Annotated in this window: 24 protein-coding genes; 1 reads left to right on the top strand and 23 read right to left on the bottom strand. The window is 50.4% G+C overall.

All coding sequences use genetic code 11. The features are described 5' to 3' along the window. Positions 1 to 48: 48 nt before the first annotated feature. The 23 genes from spoIVA to ATW55_RS04535 form a co-directional block, all read right to left on the bottom strand. Positions 49 to 1,527, bottom strand: coding sequence for a stage IV sporulation protein A (gene spoIVA / locus ATW55_RS04425; protein ID WP_067712950.1), 1,479 nt, complete (start codon positions 1,525 to 1,527; stop codon positions 49 to 51). Positions 1,528 to 1,818: 291 nt separating this feature from the next. Continuing rightward, positions 1,819 to 2,658: a lipoate--protein ligase family protein gene (locus ATW55_RS04430; protein WP_067712953.1), complete on the bottom strand. Its 840-nt coding sequence runs from the start codon at positions 2,656 to 2,658 to the stop codon at positions 1,819 to 1,821. Further along, the gene (gene gcvH / locus ATW55_RS04435) at positions 2,658 to 3,035 is read right to left on the bottom strand and encodes a glycine cleavage system protein GcvH (RefSeq protein ID WP_067712956.1); all 378 of its coding nucleotides are present in this window, start codon (positions 3,033 to 3,035) and stop codon (positions 2,658 to 2,660) included. Before gcvH ends, ATW55_RS04430 begins: the two co-directional genes overlap by 1 nt. A 36-nt stretch (positions 3,036 to 3,071) precedes the next feature. After that, the gene (locus tag ATW55_RS04440; RefSeq protein WP_235586991.1) at positions 3,072 to 4,157 is read right to left on the bottom strand and encodes an NAD(P)H-dependent glycerol-3-phosphate dehydrogenase; all 1,086 of its coding nucleotides are present in this window, start codon (positions 4,155 to 4,157) and stop codon (positions 3,072 to 3,074) included. A gap of 19 nt (positions 4,158 to 4,176) precedes the next feature. Beyond that, entirely contained in the window at positions 4,177 to 4,779 is a 603-nt protein-coding gene (gene plsY, locus ATW55_RS04445) for a glycerol-3-phosphate 1-O-acyltransferase PlsY (protein ID WP_235586992.1), read from the bottom strand. 12 nt (positions 4,780 to 4,791) lie between these two features. Then, positions 4,792 to 6,108 (bottom strand): ribosome biogenesis GTPase Der, encoded by a 1,317-nt coding sequence (gene der, locus ATW55_RS04450; RefSeq protein WP_067712959.1) that lies wholly within the window; start codon positions 6,106 to 6,108, stop codon positions 4,792 to 4,794. Positions 6,109 to 6,141: 33 nt separating this feature from the next. Next, positions 6,142 to 7,500 (bottom strand): DUF512 domain-containing protein, encoded by a 1,359-nt coding sequence (locus tag ATW55_RS04455; protein WP_067713143.1) that lies wholly within the window; start codon positions 7,498 to 7,500, stop codon positions 6,142 to 6,144. A 193-nt stretch (positions 7,501 to 7,693) separates the two neighbouring features. Then, positions 7,694 to 8,851: a 30S ribosomal protein S1 gene (gene rpsA / locus ATW55_RS04460; protein WP_067712966.1), complete on the bottom strand. Its 1,158-nt coding sequence runs from the start codon at positions 8,849 to 8,851 to the stop codon at positions 7,694 to 7,696. Continuing rightward, complete coding sequence (locus ATW55_RS04465; RefSeq protein ID WP_153005004.1) at positions 8,852 to 9,145, bottom strand: hypothetical protein; 294 nt, start codon at positions 9,143 to 9,145, stop codon at positions 8,852 to 8,854. 8 nt (positions 9,146 to 9,153) lie between these two features. Beyond that, on the bottom strand, positions 9,154 to 9,639 hold the full coding sequence (locus ATW55_RS04470) for a lysophospholipid acyltransferase family protein (protein WP_067712971.1): 486 nt from the start codon (positions 9,637 to 9,639) through the stop codon (positions 9,154 to 9,156). A gap of 106 nt (positions 9,640 to 9,745) precedes the next feature. After that, a complete protein-coding gene (gene cmk, locus ATW55_RS04475) occupies positions 9,746 to 10,426 on the bottom strand; it encodes a (d)CMP kinase (protein ID WP_201024924.1) in 681 nt (226 codons plus the stop codon). Continuing rightward, positions 10,423 to 11,079, bottom strand: a complete 657-nt coding sequence (locus ATW55_RS04480; RefSeq protein ID WP_067712977.1) for a flagellar brake protein — start codon at positions 11,077 to 11,079, stop codon at positions 10,423 to 10,425. Before ATW55_RS04480 ends, cmk begins: the two co-directional genes overlap by 4 nt. Before the next feature lie 122 nt (positions 11,080 to 11,201). Further along, positions 11,202 to 12,548, bottom strand: a complete 1,347-nt coding sequence (locus ATW55_RS04485) for a PepSY1/2 domain-containing protein (RefSeq protein ID WP_067712979.1) — start codon at positions 12,546 to 12,548, stop codon at positions 11,202 to 11,204. Between the two features lie 23 nt (positions 12,549 to 12,571). Further along, positions 12,572 to 13,420, bottom strand: coding sequence for a spore cortex-lytic enzyme (gene sleB / locus ATW55_RS04490; RefSeq protein WP_067712982.1), 849 nt, complete (start codon positions 13,418 to 13,420; stop codon positions 12,572 to 12,574). A 383-nt stretch (positions 13,421 to 13,803) separates the two neighbouring features. Continuing rightward, entirely contained in the window at positions 13,804 to 15,012 is a 1,209-nt protein-coding gene (locus ATW55_RS04495) for a Glu/Leu/Phe/Val family dehydrogenase (protein WP_082685548.1), read from the bottom strand. Between the two features lie 182 nt (positions 15,013 to 15,194). Continuing rightward, positions 15,195 to 16,151 (bottom strand): D-alanine--D-alanine ligase, encoded by a 957-nt coding sequence (locus tag ATW55_RS04500; RefSeq protein WP_067712988.1) that lies wholly within the window; start codon positions 16,149 to 16,151, stop codon positions 15,195 to 15,197. 82 nt (positions 16,152 to 16,233) lie between these two features. Continuing rightward, the gene (locus ATW55_RS04505; RefSeq protein ID WP_067712991.1) at positions 16,234 to 16,821 is read right to left on the bottom strand and encodes an adaptor protein MecA; all 588 of its coding nucleotides are present in this window, start codon (positions 16,819 to 16,821) and stop codon (positions 16,234 to 16,236) included. Positions 16,822 to 16,999: 178 nt separating this feature from the next. Continuing rightward, positions 17,000 to 17,995, bottom strand: coding sequence for a substrate-binding domain-containing protein (locus tag ATW55_RS04510; RefSeq protein WP_082685534.1), 996 nt, complete (start codon positions 17,993 to 17,995; stop codon positions 17,000 to 17,002). A 20-nt stretch (positions 17,996 to 18,015) separates the two neighbouring features. Beyond that, entirely contained in the window at positions 18,016 to 19,668 is a 1,653-nt protein-coding gene (locus tag ATW55_RS04515) for an ATP-dependent helicase (protein ID WP_082685535.1), read from the bottom strand. Then, positions 19,652 to 20,194, bottom strand: a complete 543-nt coding sequence (locus tag ATW55_RS04520) for a UvrD-helicase domain-containing protein (RefSeq protein ID WP_067712997.1) — start codon at positions 20,192 to 20,194, stop codon at positions 19,652 to 19,654. Before ATW55_RS04520 ends, ATW55_RS04515 begins: the two co-directional genes overlap by 17 nt. Continuing rightward, positions 20,187 to 20,384 (bottom strand): hypothetical protein, encoded by a 198-nt coding sequence (locus tag ATW55_RS16245; RefSeq protein WP_067713000.1) that lies wholly within the window; start codon positions 20,382 to 20,384, stop codon positions 20,187 to 20,189. Before ATW55_RS16245 ends, ATW55_RS04520 begins: the two co-directional genes overlap by 8 nt. Next, the gene (locus ATW55_RS04530; protein WP_067713003.1) at positions 20,381 to 20,626 is read right to left on the bottom strand and encodes a hypothetical protein; all 246 of its coding nucleotides are present in this window, start codon (positions 20,624 to 20,626) and stop codon (positions 20,381 to 20,383) included. Before ATW55_RS04530 ends, ATW55_RS16245 begins: the two co-directional genes overlap by 4 nt. Before the next feature lie 14 nt (positions 20,627 to 20,640). After that, on the bottom strand, positions 20,641 to 21,114 hold the full coding sequence (locus tag ATW55_RS04535) for a SprT family protein (RefSeq protein WP_067713150.1): 474 nt from the start codon (positions 21,112 to 21,114) through the stop codon (positions 20,641 to 20,643). A gap of 82 nt (positions 21,115 to 21,196) precedes the next feature. Between ATW55_RS04535 and ATW55_RS04540 the strand changes: the two genes are divergently transcribed. Then, entirely contained in the window at positions 21,197 to 21,877 is a 681-nt protein-coding gene (locus tag ATW55_RS04540; RefSeq protein ID WP_268753361.1) for a metallophosphoesterase, read from the top strand. Positions 21,878 to 21,938: the final 61 nt, after the last annotated feature.

Consider the following 21,938-nt stretch of genomic DNA (forward strand, 5'->3'; position numbering starts at 1 on the left):
TCGCAGAGTTAAACATCATGAAAAAACGCGACCCGCAGGTCGCGCTTTTTACAGAATGATCGCGATCAGTCCCCCGCTGCCTTCATTAATAATTCGCTGAAGGGTCTCCCGAAGTTTGTACTGAGCGTTTTCTGGCATCATCGACAGCTTTCCAGAGATACCTTCTCGCACAATGGCGGCGAGAGATTTGCCGAAAATATCAGAGTTCCAGATCTTTTGCGGGTCTTCTTCAAAATCCTGCATGAGATACTTGACCAACTCTTCACTTTGGCGCTCCGTGCCGACAATTGGCGCGAATTCCGACTCGACATCCACGCGAATCATGTGAATTGAGGGCGCTGTCGCCTTTAAGCGAACCCCGAAACGCGACCCTTGGCGAATCAACTCAGGTTCATCCAGTGACATCTCCTCAAGAACGGGTGGCGCGATTCCGTACCCGGTCATCTTGACCATGCGCAGTGCCTCGCCAATTTTATCGTATTCACGCTTTGCAAATGTCAAATCTTTCATCAATTTAAGTAGATGATCTTTTCCTCGGATCTCGACACCGACTACCTCTGTAAGCACTTGATCATACAATTCGTCAGGTGCCGTGAGTTCAATATCCGCGACGCCGTGACCCATGTCAACGTTTGCGAGTGCAGCGCGCGCGATAAAATCGTAGTTTGAGAAATGGCCCACGACGCGGTCAATGTCACGTAGACGTCGGATGTCCTGAATGGTGTCACGCACGGCTACCTCATAGGACCGCCTCAACCAATGCTCCGGATCAAGAACCATAACCCAGCTTGGCAGATTGACGTTCACTTCGTGCACTGGGAATTCATAAAGCGCTTCGCGAAGTACCAACATGACATCCTCTGTCCCCATGGTTGCGCAGGAAACGGCGACGACGGGAATGTCGTATTTGTCAAGAAGTGCGGCGCGCAATGCTTGAGTTTCCGGACTGTAGGGATGTACGGAGTTGATCACCATGACAAATGGCTTGCCAAGTTCCTTGAGTTCATTGACGACGCGTTCTTCTGCCTCCACATAGCTGTCGCGCGTGATCTCAGAGATGGTTCCGTCTGTCGTGATGACAAGCCCGATGGTGGAGTGATCCGCAATCACCTTGCGCGTCCCAATTTCTGCCGCCTCTGCAAAGGGGATCGGGTCATCGTACCAGGGCGTCGTCACCATGCGCGGTCCCAGTTCATCTTCATAACCGCGTGCGCCGTGAACGGTGTATCCCACGCAGTCAACCAGTCGGCAGTCGATCGTAAGGCCTTCTGCAACCGTGATTCGTGCCGCCTGGTTCGGTACAAATTTAGGTTCTGTCGTCATAATCGTACGTCCCGCCGCGCTTTGTGGCAGTTCATCAATCGTTCGCGCACGCTCCGCTTCATCATGCATATGAGGCAAAACAATCAATTCCATAAATTTTTTGATAAAGGTGGATTTTCCAGTACGCACGGGACCTACAACACCTAAATAAATATCGCCGCCGGTGCGTTCTGCAATATCCTTAAACACTTCCAATCTCTCCACGCGATTCCCTCCCTGACCTCTGGCCGGCGTCAATCGCGACCTCTGCCTCTGATTTGGCGCAACGATCACTGCCATCGCTTGCTGTCCGAACTCGGACAGTTCATGTATATGACAGATGGCGCGAGATATGCTGCGCTTCAGATGAGCTCTACGCGCAGTTGACGAATTGCCACTGGATTCCTTCTAGTTTCTATGAGTACGAACCTTTCATAGAAACTAGAACAAAAAAAGATTCGGTTTTCCCGAATCTCTTTGTGAATCATGCTCTATTTTATTCTTTGTATGCTCACTTTACCGACGCTCATTCCAAGCTTGTGTGCTGTATTTTTCTTTATAAAGGCGATCAGCCAATTCTCGCTCACCCTCTGTGAGCGATCCTTTGACAAGTGAAAGATTCAATCCCTTTTCAAACCCCTGCGCAAATGCTTCTGCAGCCTCATTGTAGGAAACGATCCGCCCCGTCAAATCTTTCACACTCACAGCGCGCTCTGCAAACTCCCGCTGCACTGCGCTTCGCTCTTCTTCTGATCGGAATTGCAAAACGGAGAACAGATCCTCCGCAGATAACTCGAGCAATAATGCCCCGTGCTGAAGCAGTCCGCCATGTGCGCGCACCTGCGCGCTTCCGGCAATTTTTCGGCCATCAACGACAAGCTCGTACCACGAGGGAGAGTCAAAACAGGCGGCAGACCCAGATGAGGCATAGCGCTTGCGTTCATCCTCATCTGAAAGCGATACAATCTGCGCGTGCAGACCCAGCGTTTCAAAGCCCGCGCGCAAACCCTCAGAGAGCAGGCGGTAGGACTCGACGACCGAAGCCTTGGCAAACCTGTGTTGACCAGGAACGTGAATGCTGTACGTGAGTTCGCGATCGTGCAGGACAGCACGCCCTCCTGTCATGCGGCGCACCCAGTCAAAGCCTCGCGCTTTTATCGCCTGAAGATCCACGTCGCGCTTGATGCGCTGAAAATATCCGAGCGAGAGACTCGGGCGCTCCCACGCGTAAAAACGAAGGGTCGGCGGAACTTCTCCTTGGCTCACTGAAAGGAGTACCGCCTCGTCAATCGCCATGTTCATGGCGGCCGAAGACGGACCCATTTCAAGCAGGCGAAACGTTTCGCGCGCAGTCATTAAGCGTTTGTCAGCGCTTCGTATTCATCCGCTGTGAGAAGATGGGTTGGGTCTTCTTTTATCTCGACGGCGATCATCCAACCGAGTTCGTAGGGCTGTGAGTTTACATTCTCTGGATTGTCATTGAGCGATTCATTCACTTCAACGACCACTCCGGTCACAGGTGAATAGAGATCAGAAACCGTTTTGACAGACTCCACTGTGCCGAAGGTTTCACCTTCGCGAACCTCGTCCCCAACGGACGGAAGCTCGACAAACACGATATCCCCCAATTCGTCTTGAGCAAAATCAGTGATTCCTATGTAGGCTGTCTTATCTTGAATACGAATCCACTCATGCTCTTTTGTGTAGCGTAAATCCTTTGGTGTGTGGCTCATGTGTTCGCCTCCTTATTCTTAGCGTGATTGTACCATTTATTGTGCGGCCCAGCCAATCGTTGCCTCGACAAACCGTTCTTCCACTTCATGTGTTTTTTTTCGGCTCATAAGACCCAAGACCGCCTCTTTGGGCGAACAGGCGCCATCGAGAATATTGGAAATCGCCTCAGCGATCGGCATCGATACTGCGAGTGACTTTGCCTTTTCTACCGCCACTTTCGTCGTTGTGGCGCCTTCTACCACCATTCCTATTTTTGGAAGAACTTCCGTGATGGGCATTCCCTGGCCGAGAAGATAACCTGCATTCCAGTTTCTGCTAAGGCGGCTTGTGCACGTGACGATTAAATCGCCAATCCCGGTCAAGCCTCCAAATGTCGCAGTAGACGCGCCGAGCGCCACGCCAAGACGGGCAATTTCAACGAGACCGCGCGTGATGAGCGCCGCACGCGCGTTGTCGCCAAACCCCAATCCATCAGAGATGCCCGCGCCGAGTGCGATAATGTTTTTAAGCGCCCCACCCAGTTCTACACCTATCAGATCCGGGTTGGTGTACACGCGCAGCGTGTCACTCATGAAGACGCCTTGAATTTCTTCGGCGTAAGATTTTGAGGCGCTTGTTGCGACGAGCGTTGTCGGAACATTTTGTGCGAGTTCCTCTGCGTGGCTTGGCCCAGATAAAACCGCGAGCCGATTGGCGGCCAGTGAAGGCAGTGTTTCAAGGATGACCTCGGATACCCGTTTGCCCGTACCTCGCTCAAGGCCTTTGGCTACGTGGACAATTGATGCTTTCTTATAAAAAGATGCCGGCGCGATATCCCGCAAATTCGCGCATGCGGCGCGCATGGATTGAGTGGGCACAGATAGAAGGACATAATCCATTTGCAAGCATTGCCTGAGATCATTTGTACATACGATGTTTGGATGAAGGTGAACACCTGGAAGATACTTCGTATTTTCGCGCTTGACGTTTAACTCTGCCATCATCTCTTCATCGCGGCCAATCAGCGAGACATGATGACCTTGTTGCGCCAGCGTGACGGCAAGCGCTGTTCCGAAGCTCCCGGCGCCAAGGATTGCAAAACTTGAAGGTGCGGTTCTCACTTCCTGCATCAAATCAGCCATGATGCGTGATCCCACTCTCCTACGATGTTCTCGAAAACAAGCGATGTTCTTGGCCGGCGCGGAGTCTGGCGATGTTTGTGCGATGACGGATGAACGTCATGACCGCAATTGCAAAAGAGATGAGGATGATCGCAGCATTGGCGTGCAGTATCCATTGAAAGATCGGTGTAAGCGCGACAAATAGAAGCGATGCGAGGGATACATAGCGCAAGAGCAAAAGAAGCGCAATGGCGATCAATCCAGCGTAGAGCGCGGGTAAAGCGTTCAGGGTCAGCAGCACACCGATTGTCGTGGCCACCCCTTTTCCGCCGCGAAATCCAAAAAAGACAGGCCAATTGTGACCGACGATCGCAAAAAACCCCGCGAATGCCATCGCAACTTCACTGCCGCCCGCAATCAGATGGGCAAAGGCAATGGCAAATACCCCTTTTAGGATGTCGATGAACAGGACAAAAACGGCAATTCTCCACCCCAAAACGCGCAATGTATTGGTCGCTCCCGCATTGCCGCTCCCGTGATTGCGAATATCCACCCCTGCCAGGGTACGACCCAAAAGATAGCTTGAAGAGACAGAACCCAATAAATAAGCGACGATGCTTGAAATGAGAATGAGAAAAAACAAGCGATCACCTCCTTAAGATCGTTGACGCACAAGAATCCGAATCGGCGTGCCTTCAAATCCAAATGATTGCCGCAACTGATTCTCAAGATAGCGCACATAAGAAAAATGCATCAACTCGGGTGTGTTAACAAAGACAGCAAAGGTTGGCGGTTTGACAGATACTTGTGTCGCATAGAGAACTTTTAGGCGGCGCCCTTTGTCCGTCGGCGGTGGTGTTAGAGATACAGCCTCTTGAACAATCGTATTTACAGTTGACGTTTGAATCCGCAGGGCGTGTTGCTCTGCCACATGGGATGACAACTCAAGAACGCGCGAGACCCGGCGACCTGTTTTGGCAGATACAAACACAACTGGCGCCCAACTCAGAAACGGAAAATGGGAGCGCAGATTCTTCTCAAATATCTGTGCAGTTTTATGATCTTTTTCAACAATATCCCATTTGTTCACAGCGATTACGAGCGCTTTACCCGCTTCAAGGGCATAACCCACAACATGTTTATCCTGTTCAATAATTCCCTGCTCTCCGTCTATGACGAGCACGGCGACGTCACATCGCTCAATCGCGCGCAGTGCGCGCAGCACACTGTACTTTTCGGTCTTCTCATAGACCTTGCCCCGCTTGCGCACACCCGCCGTGTCGATGAGTACATAGGGGTTTCCTGCATATGTGAGCTCTGTGTCAATGGCGTCGCGCGTCGTCCCGGCGATGTTGCTGACGAGAACGCGATCTTCGCCGAGCAGAGCGTTGATCATTGATGATTTGCCGACGTTTGGGCGTCCGATGATCGCGATGCGTATCGCATCCTCGGCATAGGTTGGCTCTTCTTGATCGCGCGGAAAATGATTCACTATTTCATCAAGCAAATCACCGATGCCAAGACCATGCTCAGCTGAGATGGAGAGCGCTTCGCCAAACCCAAGCTGATAAAACTCATAGGCGTGGCTTAACCGACCTGGATGATCCGCTTTGTTCACCGCGACAATGACGGGTTTGTGGGATCTGCGCAAATGATCCGCGATTTCTTCATCGGCGCTTGTAAGCCCTGTCAATCCGTCCACCAAAAAAACGATCACGTTTGCCTCATCGATCGCGAGTTCGACTTGTGCGCGAATTCTCCCCGCGATTTCGTCATCTTCGCCGAAATCAAGACCTCCCGTATCAATGATGCGAAACGAGTTGCCGGACCACTCTGATGCGGCAAAAATTCGGTCGCGTGTAATGCCTGGTCGATCTTCGACGATCGCAATGCGTTCGCCGACGATCTTGTTAAACAGTGTAGACTTTCCAACGTTTGGTCGTCCGACAATCGCCATAACAGGTGTAGCCACAAAACCCTTCCTTCCTATACCTCAAAAATAAACCTAGGCCATCGCTCGCGCAAATGTGCCTTCATACCGTTTTCGCAGAGGCAACGCCTCAAGCGCCCCAAGCGCACCGTGAATCAAGCCACTCGCAGTCGGGGGCACAATCAGAATTGGACAGCGCAATGCTTCTGACACCTGATCTACGGTGTAATCGTCAAGAAAGACATCCTCTTCATCCTTTAACATTACATCTGGGAGTAAGATCGTGTCTGCCGTGAGGGAGGCTTCCAATTGGCGAACGATGTCTTGGCCAGTGATCAAACCAGTCACCGTAACTTCTTCTCCGTAAAAAACATTTCGGATCACGTGGACATCAATCGCAAGATTGGTAATCTGGCAAAGTTTTTCGACGGCTTCCTTCATCGTTTTGCTCGCAGATGTACCAGTCACAATGGCAACGTGACGCGGTTCGTCTAGTTCAGACGGAAACGACGATTCAAGTGCCTGGAACTCATCAATAAACGTTCTAAGCATGCCCACTCCGTTTTCAACCTGTGCAAACTCATCATAATAACCGGCCTGTGGAATGGCGGTATTAGCCAAAACGTAAAACTCGTCTGACGCGTGAACGAAATTCACGCCGAGTTTTGGGCGTAAAACCTCTTGCCAATGCTCAATCTGACGAACGGTGCGCCGCGCCTCGATCGAAGTGCAACCGCGCAGTTCAGACAATCCTTTACGGTGCTTCGTCAATCCGACTGGTACGATGGAGAGCGTGCGTACGGCAGGATAAAAATGGGAGAGTTCTTCGATTGTGCGATCGAGTTCTGCACCGTCATTCCACTCAGGACACAGCACGACCTGTGTGTTCATCTCAATACCATGTTCTGCCAAATAGCGGATTTGATTGAGAATCTCTCCGGACTTTTTATTGACTAGCATGCGCTCGCGAAGCTCAGGATTGGTCGTGTGAACACTGATGTTAATGGGCGACATCTTAAGCTCTGCCATCCGTTCAAGTTCGCCCGGTTTTAGGTTGGTTAATGTCACAAAATTTCCGTGTAAAAACGAGAGTCGATAGTCATCGTCGCGCATGTTGAGTGTTTTTCTCATATTTCCGGGAATTTGATCGACAAAACAAAAGACGCACTTGTTGTGGCAAAGTTTTACCCGATCAACGGTTGCGTGTTCCCACTCCACACCAAGCATCTCATCGTACGTTTTATCGACTTCTATAAGCCACTCTTCGCCATTGCTCTTTTTTACTTCGATCTCTAAATATTCTCCCGCGAGTGCAAACTGCAGATCCACGATATCGCGAATCGGTTGCCCGTTGATCGAGATCACTTCATCCCCAGGCTCAATCTGCAATTCTTCTGCGAGAGATCCTGCGCTGACAGTGCGCACTCTAGGCACAGTCATCAAACCTCCTTCGCATAGCAATCCATTGTCGCACATTCAAATTCATTCAGTCAAATGGAAACAACCGTCTAACACCTTTGCCATGGTGTTAGACGGTATCTTTCATGTCCCGCGAAATTTTTCTGTGTAATCCCAGAAAACGCATTACAAAAAACACTGCGTTTTCCTGTTCATTCGTACGTACATGTTACGATTTGAATCGGTCTCTCAGCAAGTCACCAAAAAGATCTCCGAGTGTGGTTTGTTGCGGTTCGCCATTTGTCTTCTCTGTCCATTCAGGAGTCCGACGCTTTTCCTCACGCACCTGGGCTTCTTTGATCGAGAGAGACATCCGCTCCTCCTCTGGGCGAATATCTAACACTTTGACCATGACGCGCTGTCCGGGTTCGAGAACATCTGAAGGCTGATCGACGCGTTGACGGGAGATTTGTGATACGTGCACCAAACCTTCCACCCCAGGTGCCACCTCGATAAATGCACCAAATGAAGAGAGTCGGCGAACTTCTCCTTCAACAATATCTCCGATTTGAAACGCTTTGCTCGCCTTTTGCCACGGACTCTCCTGCGTGTGTTTCATGCTGAGGGAGACCTTGCCGTTTTCAGGTTCAACGCGAAGAACGCGAACTTCAATCTCATCGCCAATCGAAACGACTTCTTCTGGGTGTGCAACACGCGACCATGACATTTCCGATACGTGGAGCAACCCATCAATTCCGCCAAGATCAACAAATGCACCAAACTGCGTCATGCGCGCAACGCGTCCGTGCACGATGTCTCCCGGTTGAAAATCGTGGATCCGTTCGGCGCGCGCAGATTGTTCTTCCATTTCGAGTACACGCTTGCGGGAGATGATCAACCGCTTGTTCTCTTCGTCCACTTCGGTCACAATCACATGCACATCCGTGCCTACAAGCGGTGTAAGATCAGCTGCAAAGCGAAGATCGGACTGTGAAGCTGGCATGAATGCCCGCACGCCCATAAGATCAGCGACAAGCCCGCCTTTTACTGCCGTTGCAATGGTCACTTCGATCACTTCCTGTGACTCGGCAAGAGAGCGCAAGGTCGCCCAGGTTGTTGCATCCACCGCATTCTTGCGAGAAAGGCGCACGGTTCCGTCTTCTTCTTCCCGAAGAATGACCACGCGAACCGACTGGCCAACCCGCGCCATGACGGTTAGATCTCCACCCGTAGCCTGAGAGAATTGAGCGCGGGAGATGACGCCTTCGCGGTTGCCGTCAAACTCTACAAAGACTGCGTCACTCTCAACACGCGTGACAACCGCGTCTAACGTTTTTGCCTCGCTCGCTACTTCTTGGGTTTGTTCTTCATTTACAAGTTCAGACATCTATAAATCCTCCTTGTGAGCTCGCAGCAGCGGTTGCAGTCGCGACATAAAGACTGCAAACAGGGCGATCAGTGGTATGTACAATATCCCTGCAACAAGCAGTGAGACCACATGCTGTTGATACAATAATCCCACACTGAAACAGGCAACTGCAAGTGAAACGCCGGTTGAAACAAAACGTTTTCGAAATGCCGTCCGTTCCGCCGGGTTTCTCTTGACAAGTTTGGCGCTGATCTGTCTTGCGTATAAATGCAGAATCAGAACAATGCCACAAAGCATCAACAATGGTTCCACGATGCCGCTCATCCCTGTTCGACCTCTTGCGCGAGTTCTCGCATCTTTGTTGCGATGATTTCTGTGGCGCGGTTGATCGCATCGCGCCCTTTGAGTGATTTCACCTGTTCATCAAGCTGAAATGGAGCGCCAAACTGCATGCGCAATCTTCCAAAAGGAAGATAGTGACCACGAATGACGACAGGAACAATCTGCGCGTTTGAGCGAAGCGCGAGCATGGCTGCCCCCGGCTGAAGTTCCGTGAGTTGCCCTTTTAGCTTGCGCGTTCCTTCAGGAAACATGACAAGAACTTCGCCTTGATCAAGAATTTCTAGAGATGTTCGCAACGCGCCGCGGTCCCCTGTGCCGCGGCGAATGGGAAACGCATGAAGTTTGTGCATAAGAAGACCCAGCCATTTCAAACTAAAAAGTTCTTCTTTTGCAAGAAAAGCGACTTCCCGTATTGAAAAACATCCAATTAAAACGGATCCCAGTTTGATTTGTGTGTGCTGCATAAAAGAACAGCTCCCTGATCAGGAAGACGTTCTCGTCCTGTTACGCGGATTTGAAAGAGAAGAATCACAATCATTCTCATGAAATCACGAGCGAACTGATAGATCGTCAATGACTCACCTCATTATGCATGCGAGCTTGACAAAGACTCACGACCATCGCCGTCACTTCGTGAATTGCGAGACACGACGTATCCAAAATGACCGCGTCGCTGGCAGGACGCATTGGAGCAATCTCTCGTCTTCCGTCGATTTCGTCGCGTTCATGCAAGAGCTTCATCACATCTGACACAGTGCCTGTAAATCCCTGCCGCACGAGTTCCTCGTGGCGTCTTTTTGCGCGCACATCAAGTGTCGCCGTCAAATAAACCTTTACTGTAGCATCTGGCAGGACGTGCGTGCCAATGTCGCGGCCGTCCATTACGACATGGTATGCTGTATGCGCGATCTCACGCTGTTTCTCGACTAGACATTCTCGAACGAGCGCGTGATTTGCGACAAGTGGAACGAGCGCCCCAACCTCTGGCGTGCGAATCGCGTCTGTGACGTCGACACCGTCAAGTTGTACCCCTTGGCCATGTTCAGAGGGAATGAACATCAATTGCATCGCTTTTGCAAGCTTAAACAATCCAGGCTCATCCTGCATCGCCACGTGGTTTTTAATCGCCAGAAATGTCACACAGCGGTACATCGCGCCACTGTCCACGTAGGTCATCTGCAGTTTTTTTGCGACTTCCTTTGCGACCGTGCTCTTTCCTGCTCCGGCGGGACCATCCAGCGCAATTTTCACGATCTCTTCCCTCGGCCTTCCAATTGCTTTCGATAGACAAATTGCAGTATCTGCCGCTGCTCTTTATCTTTTAAATTGACGAGGCGTACTGCGTAGAGAGGAACAGCGCGCCTTTTTTGCTCAATGCGAACCAGATCTCCCTGCGCATCGATCAACTGCAATCCGTCTCGCGTACGCAAGAAAAGCTTGAGTGAAACGGATTTTCCAAGGGTGAGGCACGGTTCATCCTCAAGATAAAAGGAGAGGCCGCCCGCACTCAAATCGTGCGTGATCGCTTTGATGGTGCGCAGCCCCTCACTCTCATTCATGTAACAGGTACACTGAATTTCGACTGAAACCCCCACGCGAACATATTCGCGCTGCTGAATCTTTTGGATGGTTTCCTCGCTGGGTCTTTCAATGACAATTACAGTATCCTCCCCATCCTTTTCAAGCGCAATGATGTGCGCAGACGCAATGCAAAGCGCACCGCTTGAAGATCGATACTGGATCTGCATCGTCTTGCCAAGAGACGCCTCCCAATCCAACACATCCATGGCCAATCGCGACCGCAAATAGAGCTGAGTGTCACTCTCATTGATTAATGTTGCCTGCAAGTCTTTTGTACCGAACATTTCACAATCTACAATTTGCCCAATAGACGGGTACGTCATGCCGCCCCTCCCTCACTTCACTCTATTATAGCGATTGAGAGGCATACACAAAAGAGGAGGAATGGAATTCCTCCTCCTTAAACCAAAAAATTGTGTTCACAGCTTTTGATGTGACGGTAAATCTACAATTTTGTCTGCTTTGTGATTGCAAGCACACGCCCATTCTGTGCATCCACATCAACAACATATGTGTTTGCGTTACGCAATACCAAAAAACGGTAGGCTAACAGCGGGTCATCACCGTGTGGCGCACATACCACAAGTTGTGGATGCGATTTTCTAACTCCATCAGCAAAGGCCTGTTCGGCTTCTTTGGCTGTAATTTTGGGTGTAAACGTACCGTGATAGGGTTCAGCCTCAAAGTAAGCCGATGCGTCGTAGTGAATCACTCGGCGCGCCCCCTGTGCGATTGTGGCGAGAATGGCTTGATTCACCATCGGCACACCTTGTCGCAAAGGTGCATACTTGGTAAAAATCTGCCCGTGGTAGGCGTCACTCTCTATAAGTGTCACCGTTTTGAATCCGTGTCGCGCGAGATATTGTTTTGCAACAACATTTCCGCTCGCGATGGAAGTTCCGCCGCCTCCATGATACCCTTCACGCGCCATCTCAAAAACGTTGCCGCCATGCTTGTATACGGATACATAGAGTGGTGTGCCTTGCGGTCCATCAGGATAAAACGTCACGAAATAAAATGGATGTGCACTCCCAATTCCATACTCTGCAGCATGTGGATTCTTTCCGACCGCGCCTCCGACAAAAGAGGTCGCGCGCAGAATCGCCTGCTTGATCGAAATGTTCGAACCTTGCGCCGCGAGAGAAGGTTCGTCATGAACTAGATCACGATCTGCCGCAAACGTTCTATGATAGACTGCCTGATGACTCGCGCGCAGTGTAGAGATGGTTTGGTTCATCTTCGTAAACGACTGGGCGATCGGTGAAGCGTTTACCGCACTCGCCCCGTATTTTACGAAATTCGTAAATGGGCTGTTCCCTCTCAGTCCAGTGCGTTGAATTGCACGCAGCAGCTGTTCGATGTGTGTGGTGTCGGATGCCATGACAGATAGATCGGATCGCTCAGACGACGTGAGCGGTGTGGCTGATGCATGCAGATCCAACAACTGCGCACAACGCATCTCAACATCGTGGAAATAAGCCGTCAACTGATGCGATTGGACACTGGCCGGCAGACTTCCACTTGCCCGCGCAGCAAGCGCGGCATGCTGCGCGGCACCACGAAGCTCGCGAGTAATCGCTCTGGCCTGCGTCGTCACTTCTGCACGTCTTAGCGCATCCTGCATTTCGTCAGCGTCATAGGATATGTTGTGATAGGTGGTTTGAAATCCACGTTCCACCTGCGATACAGCCGCTGATCGCTGTGCGTGTTCATTGTATCCGTACAGCGAGACCGCAAACATGCCGATGGCCAAGGCTGGGATGAGTACCCACGCATAACCACGATGTTCCATGTCGATGTCCTCCTTTCAAACGATCATTTTGCAAAGACGTGATTTCCGATTCGAAGCATGATCGGCTGTGACCAAATCCACGAAGATGTGGCGGTTGCTGGATTCCAATAGTAGAGGGCGCCATGTGTTGGGTCATAACCGTGAATGGCGTCAAGCACGGCCGCAATTGCCTCGGGGTCTGTGCCAAGGGAGGCCTGTCCGTTTGATACGGACGTAAACGCGCCAGGTTGGTACAAGATGGCCGGAATGCTGTGTGGAAAAAGACTCGAGTGCAACCGGTTCATCATGACAGCAGCTACAGCGACTTGTCCGATAAACGGTTGCCCGCGTGCCTCTCCATAGACAACTTGGGCCATCAGTTGAATGTCATTTGCTGATATGCCATTTACCCCGCCGCTTGGAATCGCCACATTAGAGCCGGGAGGCGGAGGGGTTGACACCGTAGAAGTTGGCGGTGCACTCGCAGGTTGCGCAGTGGTGTTAGTCTGTGCAATAGAAGTTGACTGCGGTGCCGCCAGCGGTTTTGAAGAAGAAACTCTCACCTGGGCAGGAGACGACGATGAGCCAAAGTTTGCGCGAATGGCGGAATGAAGCATGTTCAACGTCTGTGTCCCCGCCAAGCCATCTGTCGGCAATCCAAACCGACTCTGAAAGTCGTGTACTGCCCAATAAGTCTGCCACGTATAAATTCCATCGATCGGTCCGTTATAGTAACCGAGTCGTTTGAGATTTGACTGAACATCCACGACGGCTGTGCCACGTTCACCGGGCATGAGCGACCAAACTTCTGCGTGGGTGTGTGCTGATGGCAGTATGCTCGCAACCATTACAAAGGTCGTCAGTGACACAACAGCGAGCCATGAGCGCCTCACTCTTATCACTCCTCACAGGCGAATTAAGGCTAGTGTCTGTGAAGAACGGAATATTTATGTGTTGATCACAACAAAAACCACCTCGCATGACGAAGGTGGTTTTTGTTGTAAATTTTTCAATTATACCAAGGTCTCTATGTCAAATTCTCGATCATTGTCACAGAGACATCGACGAAAACCTGTTTCCACGTGACCTCTGCCGTCCTTTACACCGCGGAGGATAAAGACCTCTCCACATTTTCTGCAGCGTATATGAATTTTCACCCTACCGCTTGAAACCATCATCTCGCTAGCATTTTCATGCAGAGATAGAGTGTCGCTACGCATGGACATGCCCCCCTACAAAACCAATCCGTTCCAGTATGCGCCAATTTGATGTTAAATCATACCCAACCGCGCAACTCCACCGCCTCTGCCATTCTGCGCACACCTACCATATAGGCCGCGAGACGCATATCGATCTTTCGCGCGGTGGCTGTTGCGTAAACGGTCTCAAAGGATCTCATCATGACCTCTTCCAAGCGAGCCATGACATCCTCTTCAGTCCAGTAATATCCTTGGTTATTTTGCACCCACTCAAAATAAGAGACAATGACGCCGCCAGAATTTCCGAGTACATCGGGTACAAGCAAAATACCGCGATCCGTCAAGATGCGCGTAGCTTCATTCGTGGTCGGTCCATTCGCCGCCTCGACAACAATTTGTGCCTGGATCTTGTCCGCATTTTCCTGCGTGATTTGATTTTCGATGGCTGCCGGAACGAGAATATCGCAAGGTTGCTCTAAAAGTTCCTTGTTGGAAATCGTATTTTTGAACAGCTTTGTAACTGTTCCAAACGAATCACGCCGCTCAAGGAGTGAAGGAATATCAAGGCCCCGCTCATCGTACAACGCGCCATATGCATCGGAAATTCCGATCACTTTTGCGCCTTCATCATGCATGAATTTCGCCAAATAACTTCCAGCGTTGCCAAACCCCTGCACAATTACGCGCGCACCTTTTAAAACCAGTCCACGAACGCGTGCCGCTTCGCGAATGCAGATCGCGACCCCGCGCGCCGTTGATGTGTCCCGCCCCTGCGAGCCACCCAGAACGATCGGTTTCCCTGTAATAAATCCAGGTGAATCAAATTCCTTAATTCTGCTATATTCATCCATCATCCACGCCATGACCTGTGAATTCGTCATCACATCTGGAGCAGGAATATCTTTTGACGGCCCGACGATTTGACTGATCGCTCGAACATAACCCCGCGCCAGTCGCTCCTGTTCGCGAAAAGACATCTCACGGGGATCGCAGATTACGCCGCCTTTACCTCCGCCATAGGGCAGATTCGCAATTCCGCATTTCACGCTCATCCAGACAGATAGTGCCTTGACCTCATCTTCCGTCACGTCCGGGTGAAAGCGAATGCCACCTTTAGTAGGTCCCACAGCGTCATTATGCTGCGCGCGATATCCTGTAAACACCTTGACTTGTCCATCGTCCATGCGAACGGGAAAACGAACGGTCAAAACGCGCATAGGTTCTTTTAATAACTCATACATATCAGATCCATAGCCAAGTTTTGACAATGCTTCTTTGATGACCATTTGGGTACTCGTCAACACATTGAGATTCTCGGACAACTCTTGTTGATCCACGAAAGTGCCACCTCTTTTTTTCGCGAACAGGTCAATTTACATAGCGACAGTATAACAGGGTTGCAGAAAATCGGTCAAATGTTCTCTACAACCCTGCTGTTTCCATGCAATTGTAAGCGACTCTGTCGACATTATGAATGTGCTCGTTGGTACGCTTGCGAAACGAGTTGGTCAATCAGCGCTTCAAACGAAAGTCCGGCTGCGCGCGCCGCGTCAGGTACCAGGCTCGTTGCGGTCATTCCCGGCAATGTATTGACTTCCAACAGTACAGGCCCCTGATCACCTACTATAAAATCCACTCGTCCATAGTCGCGACAACCAAGTTCTGTGTATGCAGTCAGAGCATACGCTTCGACTTGTGATAGCAAATTCTGTGGAAGGCGGGCAGGTATGATATGCTCGCTCCCATTCATACCATATTTTGATTCATAGTCATAGACTTCAGCTTTAGGAATGATCTCAATGGTGCCGAGCACTCGCGGTGGATTCTGTGTATCATGCGCTGTTCCCACAATGACCACGGTCACTTCCATCCCGCGTATATAAGACTCGACAAGAATGCTCTCATCATGGGAAAACGCCTCTTTGATCCCTTGTTTAAGCAAGGAATTCGTTGTGGCAAGCGTCAGGCCAAACGTGCTTCCTTCGCGATTCGGTTTTACAATGACCGGAAGCGACAAATACTTTAGGATATCATTCGTCATGCGTTCGAGATCGACTTCTTCAGGCGTTGCGCGCGACACCAATACGCGGTCTTCAGCCAGCGGAATCCCGAGCGGGCGTAAAACGCGTTTTGTCATCACCTTGTCCATTGCGAGCGCACTGCTTAGTACAGAGGAACCGACGTACGGAATCCCAAGGACCTCAAGCGCGCCTTGAATCGCTCCATCTTCGCCCAATCGTCCGTGGAGGCCAAGAAAAACCAGATCGGGTTTGAATTGTTTCAATTCATCAAACAGCGATTCGTTGACATCCATTCCGCACACTTCATAACCGTACGAAGACAACGCTTGTAGGATTGCGCGGCCACTGTTAAGGGAAACCTCACGCTCGGCGGATCTTCCACCATAAATCACTGCGATTTTCATAGGGTGCATGCCTCGTTTCTTCGTGTGTTGCACCATCTCTATGATCGATGCCTGTGTGAGGTTACTGCGCTTGGGATAAAAATTACTTTTCAAAGAAGGTGCGGAGCATCTCAAGCGCATGCTCTGAGATGAGCTTCCCATACTCGTCCAACATCGCACGCGTGACATTCACCAATTCACCGTATTCGTGAAGAATAGACCAAACCGCGTCATAAACAGGCTCTGATAGGGAATCATCTGCAAAAAATACATGGTATGTCTTTCGATAGACATACAGTCTGCAGTCAAGCTCTTCGATTTGTGCCAATGCCTTTCCAACGCGCACGACATCCTCAAAATCCGCGAATGAAAATACAAAGGAGTCGCAGGGATCCCGCTCTGGCTCAGGTTCATCCGTGAGTTCAGAAAGCGACCCTGGCACAGGAAGCGACGGGACTTGAGTGACGATGATGACCACACCTTCTGAAGGCATCGTAAACGCCTCCACAGCAATCGGGCCAATCATCTCAAAGCCCACTTCTGCATAAGCAACTTCCATCATATCCCAAAATAATTCCTGTACTTTCTTGCCGTTTTGGAACATCTCGTCTCGTTCAATGCCACGCGACGCGAGATCTTCGTAACTGACAAAGATTCGGATCTTGTTTTTGGAAATTTTTTCAACCCGCATCTCGTCCTCATCTCCTTCGCTGTCCTTGCATTCTACGAAAACGCTGTAGGGATCAACGCAACGTCACGCGAGCTTATAGACATGATACTCAACCGATCGAAAAGTTGCCACCTCTTTGCAAACGCGATTTGAGTCGATCCATGTGTCCCCATCGTGCCCTTTTATCAGCGAACCCGGATCACACATCAGCCGAGGAAGCGTGTTCTAGAATCTGATGGGGTAACACAACGCGAAAGGTTGAGATCGGCTCATCTTGCAACAACTTCGTCATAAAGCGCATCGCCACCGCACCATAATCGTACATCGGTTGTGCAATCGTGGTCAATTCTGGCCGCGCCATCATCGACAGTTTTGTGTTGTCAAATCCCACGACCGCGATATCTTTTGGGACACTCTTTTTTTCATCGAGAATGGCATGGATTGCCGCGATGGCCATCTCGTCGTTCGCAGCGAGAATGGCGTCAATGGGTTCCATTGTGACGTGTGTACGAACTGCCAAGAGTGCTTCCTGGTACTCTTCACGCGCCGTGTCAATAAAAATAGGCGTTAGATTGCGGTTTTTCATTTCTGCAACATAGCCGCGGCGCCGCTCACTCGTAAGCGTTCCCTCATGGTGAATCGAGCCTAGAAAGGCAATTTTTGTGCGCCCTTTTTTGTGAAGATAGTTCACGGCGTCAACGGAAGCGCCTGCGTTGTCGATGTTGACGGAGGGTATGCGCCCCTCTGGGTCATCCGTGCGGCAAAGAACAATCGGAATTTGCGCCTCTTCAAAGGTGTTCACATGCTCACTCGTAAGCGCAGGTGACATAAAAATGATTCCGTCAACTTGTTTCTCCCACATTGTTCCAATCAGATCGACTTCGCGCGCGAGAAGTCCGTCCGAGTTGCAAAGGATGATGTGATAATGGTACATGCGCGCCACATCTTCGATCCCGCGGACCAGTTCAGCCATGAATGCGGCTGACACATCCGGCACGATCACACCGATGGTTTTGGTTCGTTTGCTTGCAAGTCCCCTGGCTACAGCATTCGGGCGATACGAAAGTTTTGCAATCGCATCGAGCACGCGTTTTTTCGTTTCATCTTTTACTACGGCAGTATCATTGAGCACCCGAGAGACAGTGGCCATGGACACCCCTGCCTCACGCGCCACATCATAGATGGTTGCGCTCACTCTGAATCGCCTCTTTCTCACTAAGGTTTTCGTACATGTCCTTCAGAAAGCGCCACTTCCCAATAGAAATGGCGAACATCATGATTCTTGAATTGAATGGCTACTTTGTGACCGTTTGAAAAAGGATCGATCGAGAGGACAATCCCCTCACCAAAAACTTCGTGATGTATCGGTTCCCCGCGTATTGGCAATTGATCTGCGCCTGCCGGCGTTGGCGCGTGAAACACAGTTTTTTTTGTGGCAAACGATTGTCTGCCATTCCCCCTCCCACCCTGGCGAAGGTTTTTCACGGATACCCGTTTTTCACGATCGTCCGTTCCAACTTTTTCTTGCTGATTCTCTTTTTTTGCAAGCAATCCCGAATCGAATAAAAATGGAGATGGTTTGCGATCGGTATTTGCGGTTGACGAAGGATACACGATAAAAAGTCGATCGCGCGCCCGGGTTAGCGCAACATAGAAAAGACGGCGCTCTTCTTCCAAAAGTGTGTGCCTTGCCTGTTGCCCGCCCGTCAGTGCGCGCGCGTGCGGTACAGCTCCGTCATAAATCCCCGCCAAGATGACATCGTCAAACTCCAGTCCCTTTGCTCCGTGGAATGTCATCACACGCACTTGCGCTTTGGACATGGGGTGCACAGTTTTTTCAGAAAACCGGTCTACTTCCATGATAAACGTTTTCAGGTCAGGTAAACCCGAAACGCGATCTTCCAACAATTGTAACGCTTGGCGTGTATCCTGAGAAGGGGTTCCCCCTGTACGCTTCAAACGTATCGCATAGTTTTCATAATGCTTTGTAAGGAGACGAACCGCATCCAGCGGAGTTTGCGTAGACAAATTTTTAACAAACCCATCAAATGCGACCGCAGTCGGAGTTTTAGCCACGCGCTGATATAGATCGCCCCGCTTGCCCCGATACTCCGACAGTTCGCGCGCTACATGTGGTTCTATAAGCTTTAAATAAAAGCGAAAAGCGTCCTCGCGCGTACGAAGATCTCCACAAGAGACGCGAAGAACAGACAGATAGGACGCTACGACTGGTTCTTCGTACAGATTTTTTTCCAAGTCCTCCAACAAGGCGATACCTTGCGTCCTAAGCTGTTCAGACACGAGGTACAGATGGTGATTGGAGCGCGCGAGAATTCCCACCGTGCGCTGCGGATCGCGCGCGTGAATCTTGGCAATGGCCGTTGCGATCATCCTGCCTTCATCCAGCGCGTTTTTGGCACGCAAAACGCGCACACGCTCACCCGTCCCGCGAATCCCGCGCATCATCTTAGGTTTTCGATCCACATTCACCTGAATCAAGCGATTCGCCGTGCGAATAATCGGGTCAAGGGAGCGGAAATTTTCTGCGAGGACCAACTCACGCACCCCGGGACGCGCTTGAAGGAACGTTTTCATGAGCCCAGGTTCTGCACCGCGAAATGCATAAATCGATTGGTCGTCATCCCCCACTACCATAAAGCTCTCCGTGTTAGACGCAAACCTAGACAACGAATGCCACTGAATGCGGCTCGTATCCTGAAATTCGTCGACCATAACATGGCGAACACTCCCCGCACATGATGCATAAAAAGTGGGTTGTGTATGCAATCGCTCATTCATTGCCCATAGAATATCGTCAAAATCCCAGACGTTTTGGGCCTTTTTGTAGGATTCATACTGCTTGTACACATCCGCCGCACACGAGGGAACGTCTTTTTTTATCTAGCCACTTCCTGGCGTCTGCAGGTTCTATCATTTGATTTTTCAATACAGTGATCGCCTGCAAGATGGCCGTGATCTGATCGTCATGAAAAGGTTCGCGAAGGGATTGCAGGATTGTTCGCACAACGCTTCGTTGCGTGTACCCGGTGAGCAGATCGCGCCGCTCTTTTGCCTCGCGCAAGAGCCATTTCAAATACAAAGCGTGAAACGTTCCGGTCTGAACCCCTTTTAGGGAAGGGTGAATCTGTTGCAATCGCCGCGAGAGTTCATCCGCACTCTTTTTTGTAAATGTAAAGATTGCGATGGTACTGGGATCTTCGCGGAGCACGCGAACAAGATAAGCGGCGCGCAGCGTGATCACGGTCGTTTTTCCGCTGCCAGGTCCTGCAAACAGTGCGAGCGCACCAGAAGAATGGCTGATCGCCGCATGTTGCGTTTCTGTGATCTGAATCCCGTTACACCTTAGTTCCTCAAAAAACCATGCATCATTCACCTTTGCGAGCCTCGACAAACGTTTCAACGCGATCAATTCGCCGTTCAAGCGCCCGCTTCTTCTCGACTAACCGTCCGATTTTCTCCAAATCCTGAGCTCGGAAATGTTCGACCGCGGACCCTTCCAAATGATGAAGCTGATCTTTCCATGCACTGACAATGCGCGAGACGCGCTCCACTCGGGATGTCATGCATGCAGCGCCTCCAGCCGATTGGACCAGCGCTCCACAAACGCTTGAAGTTCGTCGACAAACTGACGCTCCATCTTTTTCATCTGCATCAGCCGCTCAAGACCCTCCATATCTTCATTTCTAAAAAGACGCATGACCATCTCTGAGAGCTGCGTGTCAGAAACGGTGACAGCTGTCTCTTTTTCACACTCGCGAAGCAAATCAAGCGCTGATTGAATTCCCTTTACCAATTGTTCTTCCATCCTAAAAATCCTCCTTAAATTCTTTTCATCGCAATCAGTTCCAGTGTCCCTTGACACCTTCCACACACATAGCGTGATGTATCCAGCCTTTTTTTGCGCACGTAGGTGGACTCACACGCTTTGCAGTGATATGCATAGCGTGTTTTACTTGGTGTTACGCGGTGTGTTTTGGCATAGCGCGCACCGTCCACGCGAGAGAGCAAATCTTTAAAATCACGATCCTGATGTCGATATCCGCGACCAGCCAAGTGAAGATGATAGTGTACCAACTCGTGGCGGATCACGCGAGTCAACTCTTCGATACCAAAGCGCTTTGCGTAACTGGGATTAATTTCCACATCATGTGTGGAAAGAATGTATCTTCCACCCGTACTGCGAAGCCGCGCGTTAAAGCGACACTCATGCGCAAAAGGAAGATGGAAATCGCGCAATGATATCATACAAACCATGGATTTCAATTCGGCGTCGGTGTGCGGAAGTCCTTCCATCGGCAAAAACTCCTCAGTGATTCGATAAAAACATGGTACAATCTCAAGAAAAAGGGGGCAAGGGCTTATCTCACTCTTTGCCATTGCCGATCTCCATTTATCGTTTGGTGTCAATAAACCGATGGATGTATTTGGGGAAAATTGGGAGCGGCATGCTGAACGCATTGAACGCGCATGGCGCGAACAGATCACAGAAGACGATGACATTCTGCTTCCGGGCGATCTTTCGTGGGCTATGCGAGAACGCGAGGCGCTTCCTGATTTTTCATTTCTCTCGTCACTTCCAGGACGAAAAATTCTGCTTCGCGGCAACCACGACTACTGGTGGAGCACAAAACGCAAAGTGGAAAAACTTGCGGGTAACGGTTTTTTTGTCTTGCAAAACAATGCGATTCCGCTTGTAGATGTCACCATCGTTGGGACGCGCGGTTGGGATTTGCCCCATCCGAAAATGACAGAAGAGGATCACACCATTTACAAACGCGAAGTGGAACGGTTGAGACTTTCACTTGAGGAAGGAAAGACAAGTGGTAAACCACTTCTCGCGATGATGCACTTTCCGCCAATGACTCGCCACGTGCGTGAGTCAGAGTTCAGCAAATTGCTGGAAACATACGGTGTTACTCTTTGTGTCTATGGTCACCTGCATGGAAATGCCCACCAGGCGCGTGTTGAAGGTATCGTTCGCGATGTCGAATATCGTCTGGTTTCTGCAGATTTTTTAAGTTTTTCCCCGCTGCCGCTTGCGCTCCCCTCGTCGTGACAAAAGGCGCAGAGTAGAATCTGCGCCTTTTGTCAAAACCCTTATTCTATTTGATGGTCAC

This window comes from Ferroacidibacillus organovorans (assembly GCF_001516615.1).
GTDB classification, from domain to species: Bacteria; Bacillota; Bacilli; order Alicyclobacillales; family SLC66; genus Ferroacidibacillus; species Ferroacidibacillus ferrooxidans_B.

Coding starts and splice junctions, on each gene's coding strand:
- ATW55_RS16245 (WP_067713000.1), bottom strand. CDS start 20,384: ATGACATCCCGAGTGGAGCGCGTCTCGCGCATTGTCAGTGCATGGAAA.
- ATW55_RS04440 (WP_235586991.1), bottom strand. CDS start 4,157: ATGGCTGATTTGATGCAGGAAGTGAGAACCGCACCTTCAAGTTTTGCA.
- ATW55_RS04500 (WP_067712988.1), bottom strand. CDS start 16,151: ATGAAAATCGCAGTGATTTATGGTGGAAGATCCGCCGAGCGTGAGGTT.
- ATW55_RS04495 (WP_082685548.1), bottom strand. CDS start 15,012: ATGGTCATCAAAGAAGCATTGTCAAAACTTGGCTATGGATCTGATATG.
- ATW55_RS04430 (WP_067712953.1), bottom strand. CDS start 2,658: ATGACTGCGCGCGAAACGTTTCGCCTGCTTGAAATGGGTCCGTCTTCG.
- ATW55_RS04485 (WP_067712979.1), bottom strand. CDS start 12,548: ATGGAACATCGTGGTTATGCGTGGGTACTCATCCCAGCCTTGGCCATC.
- ATW55_RS04480 (WP_067712977.1), bottom strand. CDS start 11,079: ATGACGTACCCGTCTATTGGGCAAATTGTAGATTGTGAAATGTTCGGT.
- rpsA (WP_067712966.1), bottom strand. CDS start 8,851: ATGTCTGAACTTGTAAATGAAGAACAAACCCAAGAAGTAGCGAGCGAG.
- ATW55_RS04530 (WP_067713003.1), bottom strand. CDS start 20,626: ATGGAAGAACAATTGGTAAAGGGAATTCAATCAGCGCTTGATTTGCTT.
- ATW55_RS04505 (WP_067712991.1), bottom strand. CDS start 16,821: ATGCGGGTTGAAAAAATTTCCAAAAACAAGATCCGAATCTTTGTCAGT.
- gcvH (WP_067712956.1), bottom strand. CDS start 3,035: ATGAGCCACACACCAAAGGATTTACGCTACACAAAAGAGCATGAGTGG.
- ATW55_RS04535 (WP_067713150.1), bottom strand. CDS start 21,114: ATGGAAGGACTTCCGCACACCGACGCCGAATTGAAATCCATGGTTTGT.
- ATW55_RS04470 (WP_067712971.1), bottom strand. CDS start 9,639: ATGCAGCACACACAAATCAAACTGGGATCCGTTTTAATTGGATGTTTT.